Source organism: Streptomyces sp. NPDC048825, from assembly GCF_043198355.1.
Lineage (GTDB): Bacteria > Actinomycetota > Actinomycetes > Streptomycetales > Streptomycetaceae > Streptomyces > Streptomyces xiangluensis.
Genome location: NZ_JBICUR010000011.1, coordinates 111,621 through 133,020, shown reverse-complemented (window position 1 = coordinate 133,020; position 21,400 = coordinate 111,621). Strand labels below are relative to the sequence as shown.

Genomic DNA, 21,400 nt, shown 5'->3' with positions numbered 1-21,400 from the left:
GCCGGAGGCATTCGCTAGGGTCCAGGGCCATGGCAAACACCCAGGGCCCCCAGGGCAACAACGACCCCGCGGGCAGCACCCAGATGTTCCGCGCCTTCGTCGACGAGGCTCCGCAGGGCCGCCGCCAGCAGGCAGCCCCGGCAGGCCCCCGCATCGGCGTGATCGTAGGCGTGATCGCCGCCATCGCGATCGTGGCCGGCGTGGCCTGGCTCGCGTTCATGTAACCCGGGTACGCCGAAAACTCCCGTTCGCCGGAGCCCTACTCCCACCGCACGGACACGTCACGCGTCTCGATGTGCATGCCCAACGGCACACGCCACGCGTCGACGCACACCGTCCAGGTCTTCTCCTTACGCGCCCCCGCGCCGACCGGTGCGGGAAGCTTCTCGGCAGACTTGATCGTCGCCCAGTCGATGCCGAGCGAGTCGATGATGTGCGTCTCGAAGGTCACCGTGCCCGAACGCACCGCGCTGCCCCCGGTGTTGTGGAAGTCGAGGGCGACCTTTTCGCACCAGCGTTTGTCGGTGGGTTCGCGTGCGGGGTCGCTCACTTTCAGTGCCGCGGGTGTATTGGGCGCCGTACCGCTGTCGCCCTCACCCGCAGACGACGAAGGCGCCGGACTTTCTTCGGTACGTCCCTCTCCGCGCCCCTCCGTGCGACCGGAACCGCCGTCGCCCCCTGCCGTTCCCTGACCCGCGGAAGGGGAAGGACCAGCCGCCGGTTCCGTCCCCGGCTTCCGGGCTGCGCCAGAACCAGCACCATCGGGATCGGGCGCCCCCTCTGGCCTCCCGCGCCCGCCATCGCCATTGGAGCCCGATGCTCCCTCCAGCGGTACCAGCGACACCTCTCCCGTAGGAGCCGCCCCCGCCCCGGACGCCGGAGGCGAACCACCGGCCGCCCCCACCGCGACGTACCCCTCGTCACCGCTCCCGTCGCCCCCGCACGCGGCGAGCACTCCGCCCAGACACAACGCGACCGCCGCCGAGGCACCGGCCACGGCGCCCCGGCGGCCACGTATCCAAGTCACCTGACGCATCGCGCCAGTGTGACTGACGGTACGTCAGATAGAAAGAGACGGATGGGCATTGAGTGTTCCCACGAGTGAACCTTCGCCCCACGTATCTCGTCTCACAGAACGCCATGCCACTTCCGTCGGGTGACTCCCTTGCGGTTCGGGCAAGTTGGGACGCGAGGGTGCGTCCGGCCGGGGTGGTCAGTACTTGGTACAGAACGTCTGGAGACACCCCCACATGCGTCTTTCCTCCACTCGCATTTCCCCCGCTCGCATTTCCCCCACTCACAGAACAGCGGCCCGGCGGATCGCCACCGGCGTCATCGCGGCCAGTGCGGCACTCGGGCTCGCGGCCGCGTCCGTAGGAACGGCCCATGCCGCGGATTCCGCTGACCGCGGCCGTCCGGGCACCCGCATCATCGGCGGCACCGAACAGCCCGACGGCAAGCACCCGTTCATGGCGGCGCTGCTGGCGAAGGGCGCCGGCAACGCCCACGACCGGCAGTTCTGCGGCGGCAGCCTGCTGGAGGCCGGCGTCGTGATGACGGCCGCGCACTGCGTCGAGGGCACGAAGCCCAAGGAGATCGAGACTGTCGTCGGCCGAACTGTGCTGTCGAAGAAGAACCAGGGCCAGCTGCGCGATGTCGCCGAGATAGTCGTCCACCCCCGCTACGCCAAGGGCGAGGGGGCGTACGACCTGGCCCTTCTGATGCTGAAGGAGCCTGTCGAGGGCATCGCCCCGGTCAACCTGCCGACCGCCGGCACGGACGCGCTCATCCGTCCGGGTGCCAAGGCCACCGTCATCGGCTGGGGCAACACCAACACCGAGGTGCCGACTCATCCGGACCGGCTGCGCGCAGTGGACGTGCCGATCGTGTCGCACATCGAGTGCAAGGCGTCGTACCCGCAGTACGACACGAAGGTCAACATGTGCGCCGGCGTCGAGGGCAAGGACTCCTGCCAGGGCGACAGCGGCGGGCCGATCTTCCGCAAGCTGCAGGGCCGCAAGGGCGTGTTCCAGGTCGGGATCACGTCATACGGCGACGGGTGTGCGGCGCAGGGTGCTCCCGGTGTCTACACGTACACCGGGTCCGCGAAGCTGTGGGACACGCTGGAGGAGTCCGCGGCGGGCAAACGGGCGCTGAGCAAGCTGGGCCGGTGAGCCGTACGTTGAGACAGCCGCACCTGTGAAGGTGCGCAGGTCCCGAACCCCGTACGAACCCCCATGCGGACGGGGCTCGGGACCTCCCAACCAGCCTTCGACCCAACAGCCTTGGACGGACGCGTCCGCCTAGTCCGAGATCAGGCCGTCCCGCAGCTGCGCCAGCGTCCGCGTAAGCAGCCGGGAGACGTGCATCTGCGAGATGCCCACCTCGTCGCCGATCTGGGACTGGGTCATGTTCGCGAAGAAGCGGAGCATGATGATCTGACGCTCGCGGGGCGGGAGTTTGGCGAGCAGCGGCTTGAGGGACTCGCGGTATTCGACGCCCTCCAGGGCCGTGTCCTCGTAGCCGAGGCGGTCCGCCAGGGAGCCCTCGCCGCCGTCGTCCTCGGGGGCCGGGGAGTCGAGCGAGGACGCGGTGTACGCGTTGCCGACCGCCAGACCGTCGACGACGTCCTCCTCGGACACGCCCAGTACGGTGGCGAGTTCGGGAACCGTCGGGGAGCGGTCCAGCTTCTGGGAGAGCTCGTCGCTCGCCTTCGTCAGCGCGAGCCGCAGCTCCTGGAGCCGGCGCGGAACGCGGACCGACCACGAGGTGTCGCGGAAGAAGCGCTTGATCTCGCCCACGACCGTCGGCATCGCGAACGTCGGGAACTCCACGCCCCGTTCGCAGTCGAAGCGGTCGATCGCCTTGATCAGGCCGATCGTGCCGACCTGGACGATGTCCTCCATGGGCTCGTTACGGCTGCGGAAGCGGGCTGCCGCGTAGCGCACGAGCGGGAGGTTGAGCTCGATGAGGGTGTCTCGGACGTAGGCGCGCTCCGGGCTGTTCTCGTCGAGTGCGGCGAGCCGCAGGAACAGGGAGCGGGACAGGGTGCGTGTGTCGATGGCTTCCGAGGTCGGGGGGGCCGGGGCCGGAGGGGCCGGGAGGACCGCTACATCGACAACCGGTACATCGACACTGTGAAGCACGTCGGGCGCGGACTCGCTCTGCGCGAGCTCAAGCACCTTCGAGCTGCCCTGATCTGCGGACATGCCACCCCCTTTGGGTCGCGGACGGTCGCGGCGGACGCTCCCGTCGAAGGAACGCAGCCTCCACCTGAATACCGGAGGCAGAGCTGCGGCAAACGCGCTTCCGGAAGAATGTCACATGTCGGCAACACGCTGTAGTGACTTGTCGACTCTGAGAGGGGCAATCGGCCCTGGATAAAGAGGGTCTGGCCATTTTTCGCCGCAGAGCTGTCGGGAAATCACCTTGAGAGTGATTCGCTCCTGCGAGCTATGACTCGATCCTGTTTGCGGATCGCAGCCGGGCGAAACTCCGGGCGAGCAGCCTTGACACATGCATCTGGGAGACACCCAGTTCGGCACTGATCTGCGACTGGGTGAGATTGCTGTAGTAGCGCAGCAGCAGGATGCGCTGTTCCCGTTCCGGGAGTTGGACCAGGAGGTGGCGTACGAGGTCGCGGTGCTCGACTCCGTCCAGCGCCGGGTCCTCGTAGCCGAGCCGGTCGAGCAGGCCCGGCATCCCGTCGCCCTCCTGGGCCGCCTCCAGGGAGGTCGCGTGGTACGAGCGTCCGGCCTCGAGGCAGGCCAGCACCTCCTCCTCGGCGATCCGCAGCCGCTCGGCGATCTCGGCGGTGGTGGGCGAGCGCCCGAACGCCGTCGTGAGGTCCTCGGTCGCGCTGTTCACCTGTACCCACAGCTCGTGCAGCCGGCGTGGTACGTGCACGGTGCGGACGTTGTCGCGGAAGTACCGCTTGATCTCGCCGACGACGGTCGGCATCGCGAAGGTCGGGAACTGCACGCCGCGGTCCGGGTCGAAGCGGTCGATCGCGTTGATCAGCCCGATCGTGCCGACCTGGACGACGTCCTCCATGGGTTCGTTGCGGCTGCGGAAGCGGGCGGCGGCGTAGCGCACGAGCGGCAGATTGGCCTCGATGAGCGCGCTGCGTACGCGATGGTGCTCGGGCGTGCCCGGCCGCAGCTGCTTCAGCTCCCCGAAAAGCACCTGTGTGAGCGCCCGGGTGTCGGCACTGCGACGCTTCTCGGGGGCAGGAGCAGGCGCCGGGGCATCTTCCTGGGGCGGCGCAGTACTGGCCGACACGGTCAACGCCACCTCTTTGTCCATCAACTCTTGCAAACCGTGCAACTCATCCGTCAAAAGCGGTCATAGCATCACAAGACATGTCCACTGTGTGCAAGCACCGCTAAGAGTGGTGTTGATTCCCGGATGGGGCCGTAAGGAGCATTTCAGCCCCGCATCATTCCGATACGGGGCTGGGGCTGGGGCTGTACGAGGCGACGTGGGGCCGTTCTCAGTCGTTTGCCCCATTGGCGAGCCATGTCATGAAGTCGCCGACGGCCTGAGCGGCGTTCGATATGCCCTCGAACCCCATGGTCATGTATTCGCCGGCCCTGTCCGGGTCGGTGATGATCACGTACAGCACGAAGACCACGAGCGCATAGATGGCGATCTTCTTCGAATTCACCGCCATCGCGGCCTCCCCTGTGCCTGCTCCGCCGTCTGGTACCCCTGCTGCCGGCGGTGAGTGTATCTCGGCCACTTGCCCCAACATCGTTCGTGTGCACGACACTCGGTCAATCTCCACGGTCGGGACACGCACGAAAGGCCCCGTCTCCAGACGGGGCCCTTCCGAAGCGGTAGCGGAGGGATTTGAACCCTCGGTGACTTGCGCCACACTCGCTTTCGAGGCGAGCTCCTTCGGCCGCTCGGACACGCTACCGGGAGAGATCCTAGCCCACGTTGGGGTGTGCGCTGAAATCCGTTTCGAGGCCGGTTCGGGCCGGGACGGGTCAGCGGTCGCGGAAGAAGTCGGTGAGCAGGCGGGCGCACTCCTCGTCGAGTACGCCGCCGATCACTTCGGGGCGGTGGTTGAGGCGCCGGTCGCGTACGACGTCCCAGAGGGAGCCGGTCGCGCCGGCCTTCGCGTCGCGGGCGCCGTAGACGAGGCGGTCCACACGGGACTGCACGATCGCGCCCGCGCACATCGTGCAGGGTTCGAGGGTCACGACGAGCGTGCAGTCCGTCAGCCGCCACTGTCCCAGCTCGGCGGCGGCGCGGCGGATGGCGAGGACCTCGGCGTGCGCCGTGGGATCGCCGGTGGCTTCGCGTTCGTTGTGCCCGGTGGCGAGCACCGTCGTCCCGTCCGCGGACAGGACGACGGCGCCGACGGGGACGTCCCCGCCCCGGACGGCCAGGCGTGCCTCGTCCAGGGCGAGCCGCATCGCGGCCCGCCAGCGGTCGCGTACGGGGTCGTGCGCCTCCTGAGCGGTCAGCGGACGGTCTCCAGGACCTCCGCCGCGCCCAGGACTTCGGCGATCTCGTTCAGTGCGTCATTGCTGTCCAGGGCGAGCAGTTCCTTCTCGTTCACGCCGAGGTCGGCGAGGACCTCGCGGTCTCCGATGGGTCCGGACGGCACGGCCTCGCCCGAAGCGGTGCCGCCGGCGTCGTCTTCGTCGTCGGAATCGTTCTCGGGTTCACCGTCTTCCGTGCCGTCGAGGTCGAGGGAGTCCAGGTCCGGTACGTCGTCGTCGCCCGGCTCCCTTCCGAGCAGTTCGTCCGTGAGCAGGATCTCGCCGTACGAGCTGCGGGCTGCGGCGGCGGCGTCCGAGACGTAGATACGAGGGTCCTCCTCGCCGTCCACGCGGACGACGCCGAACCACGCGTCCTCCTGCTCGATGAGTACGAGGACCGTGTCGTCTTCGGGCGAGGCTTCACGGGCCAGGTCGGCCAGGTCCGACAGGGTCTCCACATCGTCGAGCTCTGTGTCGCTCGCTTCCCACCCGTCTTCGGTGCGCGCGAGCAGTGCGGCGAAGTACACCGTGACTCTCCCACTGGTCATAGGCGTGCCGGTTGGGGATCCCCCCGGCGGAGGTTGTGGACGGGGAGTGCTGCGCCGAGCCCCGCCCACTCGGAATCGTGGCAGAAACAGAGCGTTCAGGAGAGGTCTTCGGCTCGCTGTGTCCCGGTCGCGTCTTCACGGCCGTACGCGTGGCCCCTCACCTGGGCGCCCGGCGCCCGCCGTCAGCGGGATCGTACGCCGAGGAGAGCTCCGTGACGCAACGGCTGTCCGGTGCCGACCCGTACGCCTCACCAGTGGCGCTCCGTTGCGCTGTGTACAGGCCTGTACGTGTCCGGCGTGGCCCACCGCCTACCAACGGAACGTGCGCATCCGCATGGCGTGCCGCAACCGCGCGGTCTTGGCCCGCCGTGGCTGCACCCGATCCCGCAACTCCCGCGCCTCGGCAAGGTCCCACAAAAACTGAGCCCGCCGCCTACGCCGCTCGGCGTCACTTTCGGCCACGCCGCCGGTGCCTCCGCCAGCGCTTCCGGCGCCTCCGGTGGCGCCAACGGTGCCCACACTTGTGCCCTGGCCGGAGGCCCTCCGCGGCGTACGCCGGTCGGTGGGCTCCCGTGTCGAGGATCGGTTCGCGGGCTCGCCCACAGCTCCCCGACCGGAGTTTTCCTGGTTCTGTTCCCCGTTCCGCATAGGTCACCACCCCAGTCCGTCCCTGCCACCTTCCCTCAGACGGGCGGTTTGATGCCGGTTAGGGTTTGCGGGGGCGTGGGAGTGGGGCCCGGATACTCTGGCCGCATGCGTCTTCACGTCGTCGACCACCCTCTGGTCGCCCATAAGCTCACCACGCTGCGCGACCAGCGCACCGACTCCCCGACCTTCCGGCGGCTGGCCGACGAACTGGTCACCCTGCTCGCCTACGAGGCCACCCGTGACGTGCGTACCGAGCAGGTCGACATCGTGACCCCGGTGGCCGGTACCACCGGGGTCAAGCTGTCCCACCCGCGCCCCCTGGTCGTACCGATCCTGCGGGCCGGCCTCGGCATGCTGGACGGCATGGTGCGCCTGCTGCCGACCGCCGAGGTGGGTTTCCTGGGCATGATCCGTAACGAGGAGACGCTCCAGGCGTCCACGTACGCGAACCGCATGCCGGAAGACCTCTCCGGCCGCCAGGTGTACGTACTCGACCCCATGCTCGCCACCGGCGGCACCCTCGTCGCGGCCATCCAGGAACTGATCAAGCGCGGCGCCGACGACGTGACCGCCGTGGTGCTCCTGGCGGCCCCGGAGGGCGTCGAGGTCATGGAACGCGAGCTGGCCGGCACGCCGGTGACCGTCGTGACGGCGTCCGTCGACGAACGGCTCAACGAGCACGGCTACATCGTGCCGGGCCTCGGAGACGCGGGGGACCGGATGTACGGGGTTGCCGAGTAACCCAGCCGGGCCGGGGTCTGATGGCCTGTTTGACCGGCTGGTCGGCTAACAGCCCTGCTTCGTCGGTGACGGCGTCGGCGTCGGCTTGGCCAGCGTGGTCATGGCCTTGTCGGCGTCCGCCTTCGTCGCCAGTGCCTTGAAGCCGGTGCCGATGACGAGGTCGACCTCGGCGGGCTTCGTACGGGTGTCGGTCTTCAACTGGGCGTCGGCCAACTGGGTGCGGAGTACGCGGAGCGCGCTGTCGGTGGCCGCCGCGGAGCCGAGCAGTATCCCGGAGCCCTTGACCTTCTTGTCGTACTCCTTCGTCGCGTTGCCGACCTCGCCGATCTTGAAGCCGCGCTTCTTGAGTTCGTCCGCGGTGCTCTTGGCGAGGCCGCTGCGGGGCGTGGCGTTGAGGACGTTCACGGTGATCTGGCCGGGCTTGGGGAGGGCCTTGACCGGCTGCTGCGAGGGGGACGGTGACGGCGAGGGCGTGCAGTCCGCTGCCGCGCCCACGGCGTCGGCCTTGTCGCCGCCCGTGAACACGTCGATGAGCTGCAGCGTTCCCCAGCCGAGCAGACCGAGTGCGGCGACGGCGGCGATGACCGCGAACGCGAGCCTGCGGCGCCCCCGGTTGCGGCGCATCCGCGGGTACTTGTCCCCCGTGATCTTGTACTGGCCGCCCATGCCAGGGGGAGTCAGCATGCTCATGGGCGCAGCGTAGTGCGCCTGAGCGGCAATGCCTACTAGATGATCAATGCCAGGCTCAGTCCAACCCGGAAGGCCCAACGCGGGGGTCGGCTCGCTCGGCCGAACCCCGTCGCTCAGTCCAGCTCGAGGACCCTCGCGTGCAGCACCTGGCGCTGCTGGAGCGCGGCGCGGACGGCTCTGTGCAGGCCGTCCTCCAGGTACAGATCGCCCTGCCACTTCACGACATGCGCGAAGAGGTCGCCGTAGAACGTCGAGTCCTCGGCCAGCAGCGTTTCCAGGTCGAGCTGGCCCTTGGTCGTCACCAGCTGATCGAGGCGGACCGGGCGCGGCGCGACATCCGCCCACTGCCGGGTGCTTTCCCGGCCGTGGTCGGGGTACGGCCGGCCGTTTCCGATGCGCTTGAAGATCACACGGAAAGCCTACCGGTCATGACCTTCCGGGCGCAGCCAAGGCGCCGTAGTGGGCCCTGGAAATCACGTCGCAAAGCAACAGGAAAGGGTAATTCCACACGGTTGGCTTGGTGTGTTCCTACTGAGCGGGGCCTGAACAAAACGGAAACACGTCGCGTGCCGCACGAGGCGGACATCACCGGTCGGTTGTCACGCCACCACCGCGAGGAGCGTGGTCGCGGCCGTGGTCAGGGGCTCGTCGCCCGCCAGTACGGAACGGCGGCGGGCCTCGGCGGGGAGGATGCCCCGGGTGGCCAGCCGCCACAGGGTGTCCTGGTCCGTAGTCACCCGCGCCGCGGCCTGGCCGCCGGACGCGCCGGGAAGCCAGCGGTCGGCGCCCCGCGTTGCCCACCAGGTGCCGCCCGCGGGGCCGGTGACGTCGAAACGTACGGTCGTTCCCCGCGGCCGGCCCACGGTACGAAGCGTGTGCGGCAGCGCGCGCAGGAACGTGTCGATCACCGGGCCGAGCAGCTCCGGCTCGTCGGCACCGGGGCGGTCGACGGCGTCGCGGATCTGCTGCTGGTGCACCCAGAATTCGGTGTACTCGCGGGCGATGTCCAGCCAGGCGGGACTGGGCTCGTCCGTGGAGGCCCAGGACACGTCGACGGCGGCGGGGGCGTCGAGTTGGGCGCCGGCCCAGACCTCGTCGAGCTGCGGGCCGAGGTGCGCGAGCAACTCGACCATCAGGCGCGGGCTGCACTGGCGGGTCGCCTCGACGAAGACACCGTTCACGCGTGCCACGTACGCGGGCAGCGTCTCGTCGTCGGCGAACACGGCACCGCTCCACCCGTCCCGGAGGCCCGAGAGGCGGCGCATGTAGTCGTTGAGAACATGGCCGACCACATCGTGCACGTCCCACCCCGGGCAGACCGTCGGTCGCCCCCAGTCCCCGGCCTCCAACGAGCCGAGCAGGTCGAGCAGGGCCCGGCGCTCACGCACGAACAAGGGACGGGTGTCGATGGCAGGCCCGAAGGAGGTGGTCATACGGAAACGCTAGGTGTTCCGCCACCGGAAGTTCCCCTACTTGTCCGCGGACTTGCCCGAGCCCTTCGCCGCTTTCGCCGCCGCCTTCAGCTCCTGCTTGTGTGCCCGTACCTTCGCCAAGGAATCGGGGCCTGTGATGTCGGCGACCGACCGGAACGACTCCGGGTCGCCGTACGCGCCTGCTGCCTCGCGCCAGCCTTGTGGGCGTACGCCGAGTTGTTTGCCCAGGAGGGCCAGGAAGATCTGGGACTTCTGGGCGCCGTAGCCGGGGAGGGCGTTGAGGCGGCTGAGGAGTTCCGTGCCGCTGGCCGCGTCCTTCCAGAGCGCGGCGGCGTCACCGTCGTAGTGCTCCACCAGGTACTGGCACAACTGCTGGATCCGCTTGGCCATTGAGCCCGGATAACGGTGCACGGCCGGCTTGGTGGCGAGGAGTGCGGCGAAGGCCTCGGGTTCGTATGCCGCGATCTCGTGTGCGTCGAGATCGTCCGCGCCCATCCGCTGGGCGATGGCGTACGGCCCCGCGAACGCCCACTCCATCGGAATCTGCTGGTCCAGCAGCATCCCGACCAGCGCGGCCAGCGGACTGCGCCCGAGGAGTTCGTCGGCTTCGGGCTGCTGAGCGAGGTGAAGGGTCACGTCCATACTTCGAGGATCGCCCCCCAGGCCTCGTCACGCCTGCCCGGCGCTCAGCCCTCCACACTCGCTGAACACCACGCTCACCCCTCCCGCCAGTAACCCGACGAGCCGTCCAGGCAGGGCCCCGCCCCCCGTACGGGGCGCGGACGCCTGGCGCGAACGACTCGGGGGTGCGTCGGCGGGGCCCCGTGAGGCATGGTCAGGGGATGGCCAGTGACATCACTCCCGAAGATCTTGTCGCTCACTTCCAGCTGGAGCCGATCCCCAAGGAGGGCGGGCGGTTTCGGCAGCTCTGGGCCGGGCCCGAGCGGGGGGACGGGCGGCCCGAGGGGACCTCGATCGTTGTGCTGCTGACGTCGGAACCGGGGGATTTCTCGGCGCTGCACCGGCTCCCCACCGACGAGGTGTGGCACTTCTATCTCGGTGATCCCTTGGAGATGCTGCTGCTCGACCCGGACGGTACGTCCCGCACCGTCGTCCTCGGTCCCGATGTGCTCGGTGGGCAGTACGTCCAGTTCACCGTGCCCGCGGGAACCTGGATGGGTGCGCGGGTCGTGGCGGGCGGCGCCTGGTCGTTCTTCGGGTGCACGATGGCGCCCGGGTTCACCTATGGCGGGTACGAGCACGGGGACGCGGCCGAGCTGACCGCGCGGTATCCGGCGGAGGCGGTGCGGATCGCCGCGCTGAGCCGGCCGTGAGCGGGCTGCTCGACGGGCAGGTCGCGCTGGTGACCGGAGCCTCGGGCGGCATCGGGCGGGGGATCGCGTTGCGGTTCGCCGAGGCGGGGGCGGCGGTGGCCGTTCACTACCGTACGGACGCGGTGGGGGCCCGCGAGGTCGTCGGGCTCATCGAGGACGCGGGCGGCAGCGCGGTCGCCCTGCACGCCGAGCTCACCGTCGAGGCCGAGTGCCGGCGCCTGGTGCGCGAGGCCGCGGACTGGGGCGGCGGCACCCTGACGGCACTGGTCGGCAACGCGGGCGTACAGCCGGTCCAGGAACTGCCCGGCATGACCCTGGCCGACTGGCGGGCGGTGGTCGACGCGAACGTGTCGAGTGCGTTCGCTTGTACGCAGGCCGCGGTGGAGGTGATGCGAGAGGGCGACGACAGGGACGGCAGCCGCGGGAGCATCACCCACATCGCGTCGATCGAGGCCACGCACCCCGCTCCGCTGCACGCCCACTACTCCGCGTCCAAGGCGGCCGTCGTCATGCACGCACGGTCGGCGGCCCTGGAGTACGGTCCGTACGGGATCCGCGTCAACACCGTCTCACCAGGGCTGATCGACCGCGCAGGCCTTGCGGAGGCCTGGCCGGACGGCGTACGGCGCTGGCAACAGGCCGTCCCCACCGGCCGGTTGGGCCGCCCGGAGGACGTCGGTGACGCCTGTGTGTTCCTCGCCTCCCCGATGGCCTCGTGGATCACGGGGCACGACCTGGTCGTGGACGGCGGGGTGTCGGCGCGACCGACGTGGTGAGGAGGGGCGGGGCGCGCGGGCGGGGTGTTGAGCAAGGTGCTGCGTACATTCGTATCTCCAACCGGGGCTTGATGCGCAGGGGGAAGTACGCAGCGGAAAGGGAGAGGAAGAGGCAACGTGGGCCGAATACCGCGGATGGCGGCGCCGCGCCGGGCGGTGGCCCTCGCCCTGATGCTGGGCACCCTGCTCCTGCTGGGCGGTGCCGGAACCGCGTCCGCGCACTCCTCCGTGCGCGACAGCGACCCCCGCGAGGGCACCGTCCTCAAGACCGCCCCGAAACAGGTCACCATGACCTTCACCGAGTCGGTCGGTATCTCCGACGACTCGATCCGGGTCCTCAGCCCCGACAACCGGCGCATGAACGCGGGCGCCGCCGAGCACGCCGGCGGCTCCGACACCGTGCGCGTACGGCTCCAGGACGATCTGCCCCAGGGCACGTTCACCGTGGCCTGGCGGGTGGTCTCGGCGGACAGCCATCCCATTTCGGGCGCGTTCACGTTCTCCATCGGCGCGCCCTCGGCGACCACCGCGAACGCCTCCGCCGAGCCCGCCGTGCACCCCGCCTCCGGTCTGCTCTACGACCTGGCCCGGTACGCCGCGTACACCGCCGGGGCGCTGCTCATCGGCGCGGCCACCTTCGTCCTCGCCTGCCGCCCGCCCTCCGTCGCCGCCCTCCGGAAACTCTTCCGCCTCGCCTGGTGGACCCTGCTCCTGTCCACCGTCACGCTGCTGTTCCTGCGCGGCCCGTACGCCCGCGGAACCGGCCCCGCGACCCTCCTCGACCTCTCCCTCCTCAAGGACACTCTGAGCGGCAGGCCGGGGTGGGCGCTGCTGGCGAGGCTGGTGCTGGTGGCGTTGGCGGCGGTCTTCCTCGTACGACTGGGAGCGCGGGAGCCACAGGCGGAGGAGCGGGTGGACGAGCGGCCGAAGCCCGCCGTGCTCGCCTCGGGCGGGGTGCTCGCCGTGGCGATGGCGGTCACCTGGGCCGCCGCAGAGCACGCGTCCGCGGGGATCCAGGTTCCCGTGGCGATCGTCTCCTCCGTACTGCATCTGCTGGCGATGGCGGTCTGGATGGGCGGCCTCGCGGCGCTGCTCACCACGCTGTACCGCGCCGAGACACCGCCCTCGGCGGCGTCGGTGACCCGTTTCTCGCGGCTCGCGTTCGCGTCCGTGGTGGTCCTGGTGGTCACGGGTGTCTACCAGTCCTGGCGGGGGCTCGGCTCCTGGGAGGCGCTCACCGGTACGTCGTACGGCCGGATCCTGGCCGCCAAGGTGTGTGCGGTCGTGCTGCTGTTGGGGGCGGCGGCGTATTCGCGGCGCTGGGCGGCGGGGCTGCTCGCGACGGGAGAGCCGGTGCGGGTACGGGAGTTGGAGACGGTGGGGGCGAGCACGGGGGGCGGGGGCGTGGGTGAGGAGATGACCGGCAATCCTGACAAGCTCGATAAGCCCGGCGAGCTCGACAAGCTCAGCGAACCCGACGAACCTGGCGAACCCGGCGAGGCCTCGCCCTCTCACCAGGCCCTGCGCCGTTCCGTGCTGGCCGAAGTCGTCGTGGGCGTCATGGTGTTGTTGCTCACGACGGTTCTCACCGGCACCCAGCCGGGCCGGGCCGCCACCGAGACCCAGGACGCGCCGACCGCTCCGGCCGGTCAGCCCACGACCTCGATGACCTTGATCCCCTTCGACGTCGGCACCCCGGGCGGGAAGGGCAAGGTCCAGATCGTCCTCGAGCCGGGCCGCGTCAACGAGAACACGGTCCAGGCGATCGTCATAGGCCCGGAGGGCGTCGCCACGGTCCCCGAACTCCGCCTCACCTTCACCCTGGCCGCCGAGAAGATCGGCCCCATCGACGCCGAACTCACCGACCAGGGCGGCTACTGGGGCACCAACTCCCTCAACCTCCCGCGCCCCGGCACCTGGACCATGAAGGTCACGGTCCGCACCTCGGACATCGACCAGGTGACGGTGTCGAGGAAGGTGCAGATCTCGCCCTGAGCCTGCCGAAGTTCGAGCCCTTGACACCCGGCCTGAAGGACATCGCCGAGACACTGGAGACCCAACTCGGTTCGCTGGGCCTCGAGTCCTTCGGGGAGGAGGGGACCCCTTCGACCCCATGCGTCACGAAGCGGCCCGGCATCACGTTTCCCCGGACGCCGACAGCCTGACCTGCACGGAGATCCTCCGGACCGGGTATCGCGTGGGCGACCGCTTGCTGCGGCCGGCTTTTGTGGAGGTGACGGGGCCGGGGGAGCCGGAATGAGGAACGCCGGTTCGCGGGTGAGTGAGTGCGCTACTACTCGTTCGAGAACTCCTCCACCACCGTCGCCCCCAGCTCCTTCACGATCAGTTCATGCCCTGACAACGCCGACTCGTCGAGGTCGGGATCGTCGTCCTCCGGGATGTCGTCCTCCGGAGAGACGGGCGGGGGCTCCGGAGCCGAGGGGCGCGGGGGCGGCGTCGGAGATGTCGGTGCGGAGGCCGGAGCGGTGGTGGCCGAAGCCTGGGGGGTGCTTGGCCGGGGCGTGGGGGCAGCGGGTTGCTGGGGAGCGGAGGGCCTGGACGCGGGCGGAGTGGCGGCGCTTCCGGAGCCGTATCCTCCGCCGGATCCGTAGCCCCCGCCGGTGCCGGGCCCGGTCGATGGTGGTGAGGCCGCCGAGCCCCCTGACGCATCGACGATCGCCTCGATCTTCCACTGCACGTGGAACTGGTCGGCCAGCGCCTGGCGCAGCACGTCCTCACTGCCGCTGCTCAAGAAGTTGTCGCGCGCCCCTGCGTTGACGAAGCCGAGCTGGAGCGTCGTACCGTCGAAACCCGAGACCTGCGCGTTCTGACTGAGCAGGATCCAGGTGAAACGGCGCCGGTTCTTCACCGCGTCAAGGATGTTCGGCCACAGCATGCGGGGGTCGGGCCCGCCGCTCGCGGAAGCCGCCGGAGCGGAAGGGGCGGCGGGGGCGGATGGCGCGGGCGGGCCCGCAGGCGCCGGAGCTGTGGGAGACGAGGAAGCGGCCGGAGTCTGCCCCCCGCCCGCGGGCGCCGCCGTCGGCCACCCTCCGGGACGGCGACCGCTGCCCGCAGCCGTCGCCGTGGGCCAGGCGCCGGGCGCTTCCCCGGAGGCGGGAGCGCCTGGAGGAGGGCCCGTCGGCGCCTGAGCAGGCGGCTGCTGAGGGGACGGCGCGGGTGCGGCCGGAGGCTGGGCGGGCTGGGCGGCGGCGGCCTGAGCCGGCCCGGAGCCTGCCTCCTGCGGCCTTCCAGCCGCCCCACCAGCACCGGCGCCGGGAGCCCCTGCTGCTCCCCGCACCGCTGCCCGAGCCGCCTCCGGCCCGCTCCCCTGCGGAGCAGAAGGCACCGACGCGGAGCCGCCCTGCGCACCCCCATGAACCTCGGGCCCGGGCACGTACCCCATGGCGGGCCCGGCCGCCGCCCCGGTGAAGTTGACCCCCCGCTCCAACCTGTCGAGCCGAGCCATGACGGACCGCTCATCGCCGTACGCGGCGGGCAGCAGCACCCGTGCGCAGATCAACTCGAGCTGAAGCCGGGGCGAGGTGGCCCCCCTCATCTCCGTAAGCCCGTCATTGACGATGTCGGCGGCGCGGCTCAGTTCGGCCGCACCGAAGACTCCGGCCTGGGCCTGCATCCGCTCCACGACATCGGCGGGAGCATCGATGAGCCCCTTCTCGGCGGCATCCGGCACCGCGGCCAGAATCACCAGGTCCCTGAGCCGCTCCAGCAGATCGGCGACGAACCGCCGCGGGTCGTAACCCCCCTCGATCACACGGTCCACGATCTCGAAGGCAGCGGCTCCGTCCCCCGCCGCGAAGGCCTCGACGACGGAGTCGAGCAACGACGCATCCGTATACCCCAGCAGCGAGGTCGCCATGGCATACGTCACGCCGTCCGCACCGGCGGCGGCCAGCAGCTGATCCATGACGGACATGGAGTCGCGTACGGATCCGGCACCGGCCCGCACGACCAGCGGGAGCACCCCGTCCTCGACGGGAATGCCCTCACGCCCACAGACGTCGGCCAGGTACTCCCGCAAGGTGCCGGGCGGCACGAGCCGGAAGGGGTAGTGGTGCGTCCGCGACCGGATGGTCCCGATGACTTTCTCGGGCTCGGTCGTGGCGAAGATGAACTTGAGGTGCTCCGGTGGCTCCTCGACCACCTTCAGCAGGGCGTTGAAGCCCGCCGAGGTGACCATGTGCGCCTCGTCGATGATGTAGATCTTGTACCGGCTGCCGGCCGGCCCGAAGAAGGCCTTCTCCCGCAGGTCACGGGCGTCGTCCACACCGCCGTGCGAGGCGGCGTCGATCTCGATGACGTCGATGGACCCCGGCCCGTTCCTCGCCAGGTCCCGGCAGGACTGGCACTCCCCGCACGGCGTGGGCGTCGGCCCCTGCTCGCAGTTCAGACAGCGGGCCAGGATCCGCGCACTGGTCGTCTTTCCGCACCCGCGCGGCCCGCTGAACAGGTACGCGTGATTGACCCGGTTGTTCCGCAGCGCCTGCTGCAGCGGGTCAGTTACATGCTCCTGCCCGATGACCTCGGCGAACGACTCCGGGCGATAACGGCGGTACAGCGCGAGAGACGACACACATACGAGGTTATAGGCGCCCACTGACAACCCGGACCGCCCGCGGAACAACCTCGTGGCCAGGCCCGTAAGCACCCCCGGAACGCAAGCGCCCCCCACGCACCCGCCAGAGCCAACCTACCCTTGCTGCCTTCCGGCCCTGGGGGAGTTCAGTCAGATAGCGCCGCGTGAGGGGCTCCGCACAGGGTACAGGATCTGACCGGCACGAACGAGTTCGCGACCACTCCCCGGAGTCCTGTAATGTTTCCGGCGGAGGATTCGCCTAGAGGCCTAGGGCGCACGCTTGGAAAGCGTGTTGGGGGCAACCCCTCACGAGTTCGAATCTCGTATCCTCCGCCAGTGCCTCACCGGGCACGATGTCGAAGGGCCCCACCGTTCGCGGTGGGGCCCTTCGTCGTCGGTGTTGGGGCTCAGTGGGCCGCCCGTCGGCGAGGCAAAGACGTATCCCTTGCCCTCCCAGTCGGCACCAGCCGCGATCCGTTCCTTCTCCTGCTCCTCCTGGTGCTGGCGGAGAAGCTTGATCAGCGGATCCGGCAGACCGATCATCCGCCGTCCGGTGCGGGACTTGGTCGACTTGTGCTCTCGGCGCACCTGCTCACGCTTGGGGCAGTAGCCAGCCTTCCGCCCGCAGGAGGCGTCTCCACAACCATGCGCGTACTTGGGCCGGAGCCGGTTCTTGCGGATACGGACGTACCCCGCATCCAGATCGGCAAATTCGAAGGTAGGGATCCAGGCTGACTTAGCAAGCGGCTCGGGTCGGCGAGCAGTCCCGGTACCTCCAGCGCACCATGGAGTCATCAGCACGGAGGAGGGCGCGACATGGACAGACGGCGCCGCGCTCAGCAACCGAAGTCATGGGGGCCACGTGATCAACACGGGTCCGCACCGCTGCCGGACTCATGGCCACAACCGGGACAAGGCCCCCCACCAGGTCACCCCTATCAGGGCGAACCCACGCCTCCTCCAAGGAAACAGCGCCGCGTCTTCTTCTGGATCTTCCTCGTTGTCCAGATCCTTTTCCTGATCTGCCTCATCGTGAGCATCGGAAGCGTCAGCGGCACCGTCGAAGAGTGCCGGGGCCTGACAGGCGACGAATTGGAACTGTGTGAGGACGCAAACGATGTCGGAACCGCGATCGGAGCGGGCCTCATCCTCGGGCTTTGGGTGGCCGTCGACTTCATTCTGGGGCTCACGTACCTGATCTACCGGCTCGCCAGCCGCCAGCCACACACCTGAGTCGTACGTCAGAGACTTGCAGCGCTTGCCCAGAGGCGTCGCACGCGATGACCGGGACACTGAGGACGCGCACGCCGTCTGGCAAGCCCAGTAGCTCAGCTTCACCGCTCTCAGGCAGTCGAGCCGAGACCCGTTCCGTCACATGGTCTATGCGGGCTTTCTTCCGCGCCTTGGTGGCGGGCCGGCATCGTCCCCGTCCGCAATCGGCCCAGGCCGGGAGCGCGATCCCCGGCCTGGGCCGTCCCGTTGCCGGGACCGCTCTTACCCGGCCTCGGGGAGCGGCCGAGGTGTTATCGGCGGGTGACCCTGAAGGCTGCTGCCGAGGTGCGGCTGACCGTCGGTCGACAGCAGGTAGGACGTCGGGGTCAGGCTGCGTGCTCCGGTGACGGTGATGGTGATGTCCGAGCCGAGGAGCGTGGTGAGCGCGCCGCTCCCGCCGTCCTCGCCGAGCGCCGCGACGGTCAGGTCCTTCCTGCCGTCGCCGTTGAGGTCGCTGAGCAGCAGCCGGGAGCCGAAACCGTCGCCGGCCTCGTTCTCGCCGGGGACGCCCTCGGTGCCCTGGTCGAAGACCTGACGGTTGGTGATCGTGGGCCCGATGGAGCCGCCGTACATGACGGTCACGTGCCCGGCGTCGGCGACGGTGTCGGTGTCGGTGTCCTCGTTGGGATCGCCGACGGCGAGGTCGTCGTAGCCGTCGCCGTTGATGTCACCCGCGGCAAGTCCGGCGCCGTACCGGTCGTACAGGTCGTTGTCACCCGGTGTGTCGAAAGCGCCCTGATCGAGGGTGAGGCGCCTGTCCCAGTCCACCGTCCAGGTGGGGTCGGTCTGGGAAACGGGTCGGCCCGGGAGGTAGGTGATCTGGCCACCGTGGTCGCCCGCGCGCCCGACGACGATGTCCCCGTAGCCGTCGTTGTTGATGTCCCCGAAGACTGAGGAGTAGCTGTCGCGACCGCCCCCGACGGTGACCGGCGGCTGGAGGCCCAGCGTGCTCGCGTCACCGCCGCTCTGGTAGAGCTCGCCGTGGTTGAACAGCAGGTCGTCCGCGCCGTCACCGGTGACGTCACCGGCCGTGAGGGCGACGACCTCACCTCCCCAGGCATTCAGGTTGCCCAGCGGATAGGTACCGCTGTCGGCGCCCTCCTTGGTGATACCGCCCGCGTACAGCCAGGCCTGGGCCGAGGTGTTGCCGGCGGCCAGGTCGTCCTTGCCGTCGCCGTTGAAGTCACCCGCGGCAAGGGTCCGACCGTGGGCGTGCTGATCGGAGCTCGTGGGATCGGCGAGCCTGGCACTGCTCGACAGACCGGTCGGCGAGCCCCACAGGATCTGGACGATGCCGGCGTCCGGGTCGTCCCCGACGCCCTCGCCCGGGGTACCGGTGGCGAGATCGGCGAAGCCGTCGTTGTCGAAGTCGGCGATGGCCACGGAGAAGCCGAAGTGGTCACCGGCCTCCGCCTGCCCACCGACGCCTTTGGAACTCTGACTGATCGTCACACGCTCGGCCTGGGTGGCGCCTGCGCCGTCCGCGGAACCGTACGCGATGGTGACGGCTCCGGCACCCGTCACGCCGTCGACCGTGGCGTCAGGGGCGGAGGCGGCGAGGTCGACATGGCCGTCGCCGTTGAAGTCCCCGTAACGGCCGGACACCGAGGCGCGATCGCCGGTCGCCGCAAAGGCGCTGCCCGCGACTGTGGGCACCAGCAGACCGCCTGTCAGTGCGGCGAGAACGACGGCGGTCGCCATGCGATGGTTGTGTCCGGACGAGCTGTGTCTTTCTGATTCAAATGTCACGCGATGTCTCCCGGTGTGAAAACGCGCTGACCCCAGTCGGGGATCCATGGACCTGGCGTGGGGGGTGGGAGAACGAACGTCAATGCAGGTGGTCGTTCGGCCGACTGTTGATCATGAATGAGTCGGCGGCAAGATTAACTCACAGATCCGCAGCCACTCCTGCCCCAGGAGTCACACGGGGCCCACATCAAGGAACTGTTGGTGCGGGTTCACGGGGTGTTCATGGTGGGTGGGCGGCGCGTTCCTTGTCGTCGGCGGCCTCCCCGTGGGCGCCGAGGTTGTCCAGGGAGGCACCCCGGCTTGCACGGGGGCGGAGCCGTAGTCGGGCTCCAGGGGGAGCGCGTGGTCGTAGTCGGCGCGTGGCAGTGGTGTGGCGGAGGCCACAGGAACGCCGCCGGAGCCGCGGAGAGTAACGAGTGTGAGGCAAACAGAACCATCGGAGCCGGTGCGTGCGCGCATACGGGCAGGGGATCGTGCGGCTTTCGCCGACCTGTACGACGAGCATGCGCGGGCGGTCTACAACCACGCCCTGCGCCTGACCGGCAACTGGTCGGAGGCCGAGGAGGCCATGTCCGAGACCTTCCTCGCAGCCTGGCGTACCCGGGAGACGGTGGAGCCGGAGGGCGGTTCGCTCAAGCCCTGGCTGCTCGGCATCGCCACACACAAGGCGCTCAACGCCAACCGTGGGCTGCGCCGACGGCTTGCCTTCCTGGCGCGCAGCCCGGAACCCCGTTCTGTCGAGGATTTCGCGGACGAGACGGCCGGCCGGATCGATGACGCCCGCCGTCTCGCGGTGGTTCACGAGGCGCTGGGCCGGTTGCGCCGTCAGGACCGCGAGGTGTTCGCCCTGTGCGTGTCGGCCGGCCTGGACTACCAGCAGGCCGCCGAGGCGCTCGGCATCCCGGTCGGCACCGTGCGGTCGCGGCTGTCGCGCGCCCGTGCGCGGCTCGCCCGGATCAGCGGTGAACTCGACCGCGCGAAGGCGGAACCGCAGGGTCGTCGCGGAGAGAAGGAGAGTGAGGCCGCGTTCGCGGCCAAGTTTCTGCAGGAGGAAACCGGATGAACAACAACAATCCGCCGCGCCCCGGTTCCGCCCGGAGTGAGGCCGAGGAGTTGCTGTCGGCTCCGGCCGAATGGGACCTCCCGCCGAGCAGACACCTCCACTACAAGGACGTTCTGATGGAGCACATCGACCACGACCGCACCCCTTCCACTCAGGCGCGCCCGACACCACGCCGTCGACTGGCGCGTGGAGTGGTGCTGTTGCCCCTCGCGTCGATGGCACTGGCCGGAGCGCTGATCATCACGCTCTCCACCAGTGACGACACCTCCGCCCCGGTGACCCGAGCCGCCGGCGCCAACAGCGCCTCCGCCACTCTCAACCGGATCGCCGTGGCAGCCATGGCAACCGACGCGACGCCGGTGAAGGACGGGCAGTTCGTGTACGTCGAGAGCCTGATCCGTTCCAACGAGGGCACCTTCGACGGTCCGGTGCGGCTCAGTGCCCTGCACAAGTGGGAGACGTGGACGTCGCAGGACCCCGGCCCCGTCACCAGGACCGGCTGGCTTCGTGAATCCGGCAAGGGCGCCGTGATGTCCGGTCAGCTGCTCCCCATCGAGAACCCCGACCCCGTCCAGGCGGGCATCGAACACCCCACGTACAAGTGGCTGGCCTCCCTGCCCACCGACCCAGAGGCGCTGCTCGACATGCTCTACGCCCAAACCCGGGTGAACGAAGGCGAGTCGAAGGAACAGGCCGTCTTCTCCGAGATCGGCGGCCTGGTGAGCAACGCGATCATGCCGCCGGCGAACGCCTCCGCGTTCTACAAGGCAGCCGCGAAGATCCCCGGCGTGCGGGAGATCCCGGACGCCGTCGACGCCGCCGGCCGGCACGGCATCGCCATCACACGCGAAGATGCCTCCTCCGCGACCCGTGACGAGTGGATCTTCGACAAGGACACCCTGGCCTTCCTCGGCTCGCGCTCGTACATCACCAAGGACGAGGTCAAGGGGATCACCTCCGACACCCTGTCCGGGACCAGCGCCATCATGAAGCGCACGGTCGTCGACCGGCAGGGCGAGGCGCCCGCGAAGACCGACCGCTGACGCCCTGATCCCGAAGG

23 protein-coding genes, 2 tRNA genes, 1 other RNA gene and 1 pseudogene are annotated in these 21,400 nt (G+C 69.6%); 11 read left to right on the top strand and 16 right to left on the bottom strand.

All coding sequences use genetic code 11. From position 1 onward, the window contains the following. Nucleotides 1-29 precede the first annotated feature (29 nt). Nucleotides 30-224: a hypothetical protein gene (locus ACGFNK_RS25895; RefSeq protein ID WP_386340352.1), complete on the top strand. Its 195-nt coding sequence runs from the start codon at nucleotides 30-32 to the stop codon at nucleotides 222-224. Nucleotides 225-259: 35 nt separating this feature from the next. Here the strand turns inward: ACGFNK_RS25895 and ACGFNK_RS25890 are convergent, their stop codons facing one another. After that, nucleotides 260-550, bottom strand: a complete 291-nt coding sequence (locus ACGFNK_RS25890; RefSeq protein WP_393419614.1) for a hypothetical protein — start codon at nucleotides 548-550, stop codon at nucleotides 260-262. 700 nt (nucleotides 551-1,250) lie between these two features. Between ACGFNK_RS25890 and ACGFNK_RS25885 the strand changes: the two genes are divergently transcribed. Next, entirely contained in the window at nucleotides 1,251-2,174 is a 924-nt protein-coding gene (locus ACGFNK_RS25885; protein WP_393419612.1) for a S1 family serine peptidase, read from the top strand. 129 nt (nucleotides 2,175-2,303) lie between these two features. Here ACGFNK_RS25885 and ACGFNK_RS25880 read toward each other — a convergent pair whose 3' ends face one another. The 6 genes from ACGFNK_RS25880 to ACGFNK_RS25855 all read right to left on the bottom strand — a co-directional run bounded on the left by ACGFNK_RS25880 (nucleotide 2,304) and on the right by ACGFNK_RS25855 (nucleotide 6,019). After that, nucleotides 2,304-3,209: an RNA polymerase sigma factor SigF gene (locus tag ACGFNK_RS25880; protein WP_386340360.1), complete on the bottom strand. Its 906-nt coding sequence runs from the start codon at nucleotides 3,207-3,209 to the stop codon at nucleotides 2,304-2,306. A gap of 244 nt (nucleotides 3,210-3,453) precedes the next feature. Further along, nucleotides 3,454-4,305 carry an RNA polymerase sigma factor SigF gene (locus tag ACGFNK_RS25875; protein ID WP_386340363.1) on the bottom strand — a complete coding sequence of 284 codons (852 nt, stop codon included), beginning with the start codon at nucleotides 4,303-4,305 and terminating at the stop codon, nucleotides 3,454-3,456. 187 nt (nucleotides 4,306-4,492) lie between these two features. After that, complete coding sequence (locus tag ACGFNK_RS25870) at nucleotides 4,493-4,672, bottom strand: hypothetical protein (RefSeq protein ID WP_393419609.1); 180 nt, start codon at nucleotides 4,670-4,672, stop codon at nucleotides 4,493-4,495. Between the two features lie 164 nt (nucleotides 4,673-4,836). Beyond that, nucleotides 4,837-4,921: transfer RNA gene (locus ACGFNK_RS25865), tRNA-Ser, on the bottom strand. Between the two features lie 70 nt (nucleotides 4,922-4,991). Continuing rightward, entirely contained in the window at nucleotides 4,992-5,423 is a 432-nt protein-coding gene (tadA, locus tag ACGFNK_RS25860) for a tRNA adenosine(34) deaminase TadA (protein WP_386340366.1), read from the bottom strand. Between the two features lie 47 nt (nucleotides 5,424-5,470). Continuing rightward, on the bottom strand, nucleotides 5,471-6,019 hold the full coding sequence (locus tag ACGFNK_RS25855) for a hypothetical protein (RefSeq protein ID WP_386340547.1): 549 nt from the start codon (nucleotides 6,017-6,019) through the stop codon (nucleotides 5,471-5,473). A gap of 774 nt (nucleotides 6,020-6,793) precedes the next feature. Between ACGFNK_RS25855 and upp the strand changes: the two genes are divergently transcribed. Continuing rightward, nucleotides 6,794-7,429 (top strand): uracil phosphoribosyltransferase, encoded by a 636-nt coding sequence (upp, locus tag ACGFNK_RS25850; RefSeq protein WP_386340372.1) that lies wholly within the window; start codon nucleotides 6,794-6,796, stop codon nucleotides 7,427-7,429. A gap of 45 nt (nucleotides 7,430-7,474) precedes the next feature. On the opposite strand, the gene ACGFNK_RS25845 is transcribed toward upp, so the two are convergent. The 4 genes from ACGFNK_RS25845 to ACGFNK_RS25830 all read right to left on the bottom strand — a co-directional run bounded on the left by ACGFNK_RS25845 (nucleotide 7,475) and on the right by ACGFNK_RS25830 (nucleotide 10,194). Then, nucleotides 7,475-8,119, bottom strand: coding sequence for a LytR C-terminal domain-containing protein (locus tag ACGFNK_RS25845; protein ID WP_393419607.1), 645 nt, complete (start codon nucleotides 8,117-8,119; stop codon nucleotides 7,475-7,477). 113 nt (nucleotides 8,120-8,232) lie between these two features. Next, the gene (locus ACGFNK_RS25840; protein ID WP_003999914.1) at nucleotides 8,233-8,529 is read right to left on the bottom strand and encodes a type II toxin-antitoxin system VapB family antitoxin; all 297 of its coding nucleotides are present in this window, start codon (nucleotides 8,527-8,529) and stop codon (nucleotides 8,233-8,235) included. A 189-nt stretch (nucleotides 8,530-8,718) separates the two neighbouring features. After that, nucleotides 8,719-9,552, bottom strand: coding sequence for a maleylpyruvate isomerase family mycothiol-dependent enzyme (locus tag ACGFNK_RS25835; RefSeq protein WP_393419605.1), 834 nt, complete (start codon nucleotides 9,550-9,552; stop codon nucleotides 8,719-8,721). A 36-nt stretch (nucleotides 9,553-9,588) separates the two neighbouring features. Next, nucleotides 9,589-10,194 carry an HhH-GPD-type base excision DNA repair protein gene (locus ACGFNK_RS25830; protein WP_393419603.1) on the bottom strand — a complete coding sequence of 202 codons (606 nt, stop codon included), beginning with the start codon at nucleotides 10,192-10,194 and terminating at the stop codon, nucleotides 9,589-9,591. Between the two features lie 200 nt (nucleotides 10,195-10,394). Here ACGFNK_RS25830 and ACGFNK_RS25825 point away from each other — a divergent pair, with 200 nt between their 5' ends. From ACGFNK_RS25825 to grpE, 4 genes are all read left to right on the top strand, one after another. Beyond that, the gene (locus ACGFNK_RS25825) at nucleotides 10,395-10,886 is read left to right on the top strand and encodes a cupin domain-containing protein (protein WP_386340384.1); all 492 of its coding nucleotides are present in this window, start codon (nucleotides 10,395-10,397) and stop codon (nucleotides 10,884-10,886) included. Further along, a complete protein-coding gene (locus ACGFNK_RS25820; RefSeq protein ID WP_393419601.1) occupies nucleotides 10,883-11,662 on the top strand; it encodes an SDR family NAD(P)-dependent oxidoreductase in 780 nt (259 codons plus the stop codon). Before ACGFNK_RS25825 ends, ACGFNK_RS25820 begins: the two co-directional genes overlap by 4 nt. A 168-nt stretch (nucleotides 11,663-11,830) precedes the next feature. Beyond that, a complete protein-coding gene (locus ACGFNK_RS25815) occupies nucleotides 11,831-13,657 on the top strand; it encodes a copper resistance CopC/CopD family protein (RefSeq protein WP_393419910.1) in 1,827 nt (608 codons plus the stop codon). Nucleotides 13,658-13,775: 118 nt separating this feature from the next. Further along, on the top strand, nucleotides 13,776-13,922 hold the full coding sequence (grpE, locus tag ACGFNK_RS25810) for a nucleotide exchange factor GrpE (protein WP_393419599.1): 147 nt from the start codon (nucleotides 13,776-13,778) through the stop codon (nucleotides 13,920-13,922). 33 nt (nucleotides 13,923-13,955) lie between these two features. On the opposite strand, the gene ACGFNK_RS25805 is transcribed toward grpE, so the two are convergent. Further along, entirely contained in the window at nucleotides 13,956-16,253 is a 2,298-nt protein-coding gene (locus ACGFNK_RS25805) for a DNA polymerase III subunit gamma and tau (protein ID WP_393419597.1), read from the bottom strand. A gap of 81 nt (nucleotides 16,254-16,334) precedes the next feature. Further along, nucleotides 16,335-16,433: signal recognition particle sRNA small type (gene ffs / locus ACGFNK_RS25800), an RNA gene on the bottom strand. A 71-nt stretch (nucleotides 16,434-16,504) separates the two neighbouring features. Here ffs and ACGFNK_RS25795 point away from each other — a divergent pair. After that, a tRNA-Ser gene (locus tag ACGFNK_RS25795) sits at nucleotides 16,505-16,592 on the top strand. 57 nt (nucleotides 16,593-16,649) lie between these two features. On the opposite strand, the pseudogene ACGFNK_RS25790 reads toward ACGFNK_RS25795, so the two are convergent. Beyond that, nucleotides 16,650-16,973: pseudogene (locus ACGFNK_RS25790) on the bottom strand (site-specific integrase); the annotation flags it as partial. Between the two features lie 315 nt (nucleotides 16,974-17,288). Between ACGFNK_RS25790 and ACGFNK_RS25785 the strand changes: the two are divergent. Continuing rightward, nucleotides 17,289-17,489: a hypothetical protein gene (locus tag ACGFNK_RS25785; RefSeq protein ID WP_393419921.1), complete on the top strand. Its 201-nt coding sequence runs from the start codon at nucleotides 17,289-17,291 to the stop codon at nucleotides 17,487-17,489. On the opposite strand, the gene ACGFNK_RS25780 is transcribed toward ACGFNK_RS25785, so the two are convergent. Together ACGFNK_RS25780 and ACGFNK_RS25775 are read right to left on the bottom strand one after the other, a co-directional pair. After that, nucleotides 17,443-17,631 (bottom strand): hypothetical protein, encoded by a 189-nt coding sequence (locus ACGFNK_RS25780; protein WP_393419595.1) that lies wholly within the window; start codon nucleotides 17,629-17,631, stop codon nucleotides 17,443-17,445. The two genes, ACGFNK_RS25785 and ACGFNK_RS25780, sit on opposite strands and share 47 nt — an antisense overlap. A gap of 119 nt (nucleotides 17,632-17,750) precedes the next feature. Then, nucleotides 17,751-19,229, bottom strand: coding sequence for an FG-GAP-like repeat-containing protein (locus ACGFNK_RS25775; RefSeq protein ID WP_393419593.1), 1,479 nt, complete (start codon nucleotides 19,227-19,229; stop codon nucleotides 17,751-17,753). A 493-nt stretch (nucleotides 19,230-19,722) separates the two neighbouring features. On the opposite strand from ACGFNK_RS25775, the gene ACGFNK_RS25770 reads away from it, so the two are divergent. Together ACGFNK_RS25770 and ACGFNK_RS25765 are read left to right on the top strand one after the other, a co-directional pair. After that, nucleotides 19,723-20,340, top strand: a complete 618-nt coding sequence (locus ACGFNK_RS25770; protein ID WP_393419591.1) for an RNA polymerase sigma factor — start codon at nucleotides 19,723-19,725, stop codon at nucleotides 20,338-20,340. Further along, nucleotides 20,337-21,383 carry a CU044_5270 family protein gene (locus ACGFNK_RS25765; RefSeq protein WP_393419589.1) on the top strand — a complete coding sequence of 349 codons (1,047 nt, stop codon included), beginning with the start codon at nucleotides 20,337-20,339 and terminating at the stop codon, nucleotides 21,381-21,383. Before ACGFNK_RS25770 ends, ACGFNK_RS25765 begins: the two co-directional genes overlap by 4 nt. Nucleotides 21,384-21,400: the final 17 nt, after the last annotated feature.

Bases quoted from the DNA above. Each gene is read 5' to 3' on its own strand.
- ACGFNK_RS25895 (WP_386340352.1), top strand. From the start codon at position 30: ATGGCAAACACCCAGGGCCCCCAGGGCAACAACGACCCCGCGGGCAGC.
- ACGFNK_RS25875 (WP_386340363.1), bottom strand. From the start codon at position 4,305: ATGGACAAAGAGGTGGCGTTGACCGTGTCGGCCAGTACTGCGCCGCCC.
- ACGFNK_RS25835 (WP_393419605.1), bottom strand. From the start codon at position 9,552: ATGACCACCTCCTTCGGGCCTGCCATCGACACCCGTCCCTTGTTCGTG.
- ACGFNK_RS25830 (WP_393419603.1), bottom strand. From the start codon at position 10,194: ATGGACGTGACCCTTCACCTCGCTCAGCAGCCCGAAGCCGACGAACTC.
- ACGFNK_RS25845 (WP_393419607.1), bottom strand. From the start codon at position 8,119: ATGAGCATGCTGACTCCCCCTGGCATGGGCGGCCAGTACAAGATCACG.
- tadA (WP_386340366.1), bottom strand. From the start codon at position 5,423: ATGCGGCTCGCCCTGGACGAGGCACGCCTGGCCGTCCGGGGCGGGGAC.
- ACGFNK_RS25765 (WP_393419589.1), top strand. From the start codon at position 20,337: ATGAACAACAACAATCCGCCGCGCCCCGGTTCCGCCCGGAGTGAGGCC.
- ACGFNK_RS25775 (WP_393419593.1), bottom strand. From the start codon at position 19,229: ATGGCGACCGCCGTCGTTCTCGCCGCACTGACAGGCGGTCTGCTGGTG.
- ACGFNK_RS25825 (WP_386340384.1), top strand. From the start codon at position 10,395: ATGGCCAGTGACATCACTCCCGAAGATCTTGTCGCTCACTTCCAGCTG.
- ACGFNK_RS25880 (WP_386340360.1), bottom strand. From the start codon at position 3,209: ATGTCCGCAGATCAGGGCAGCTCGAAGGTGCTTGAGCTCGCGCAGAGC.
- ACGFNK_RS25870 (WP_393419609.1), bottom strand. From the start codon at position 4,672: ATGGCGGTGAATTCGAAGAAGATCGCCATCTATGCGCTCGTGGTCTTC.
- ACGFNK_RS25885 (WP_393419612.1), top strand. From the start codon at position 1,251: ATGCGTCTTTCCTCCACTCGCATTTCCCCCGCTCGCATTTCCCCCACT.
- grpE (WP_393419599.1), top strand. From the start codon at position 13,776: ATGCGTCACGAAGCGGCCCGGCATCACGTTTCCCCGGACGCCGACAGC.
- upp (WP_386340372.1), top strand. From the start codon at position 6,794: ATGCGTCTTCACGTCGTCGACCACCCTCTGGTCGCCCATAAGCTCACC.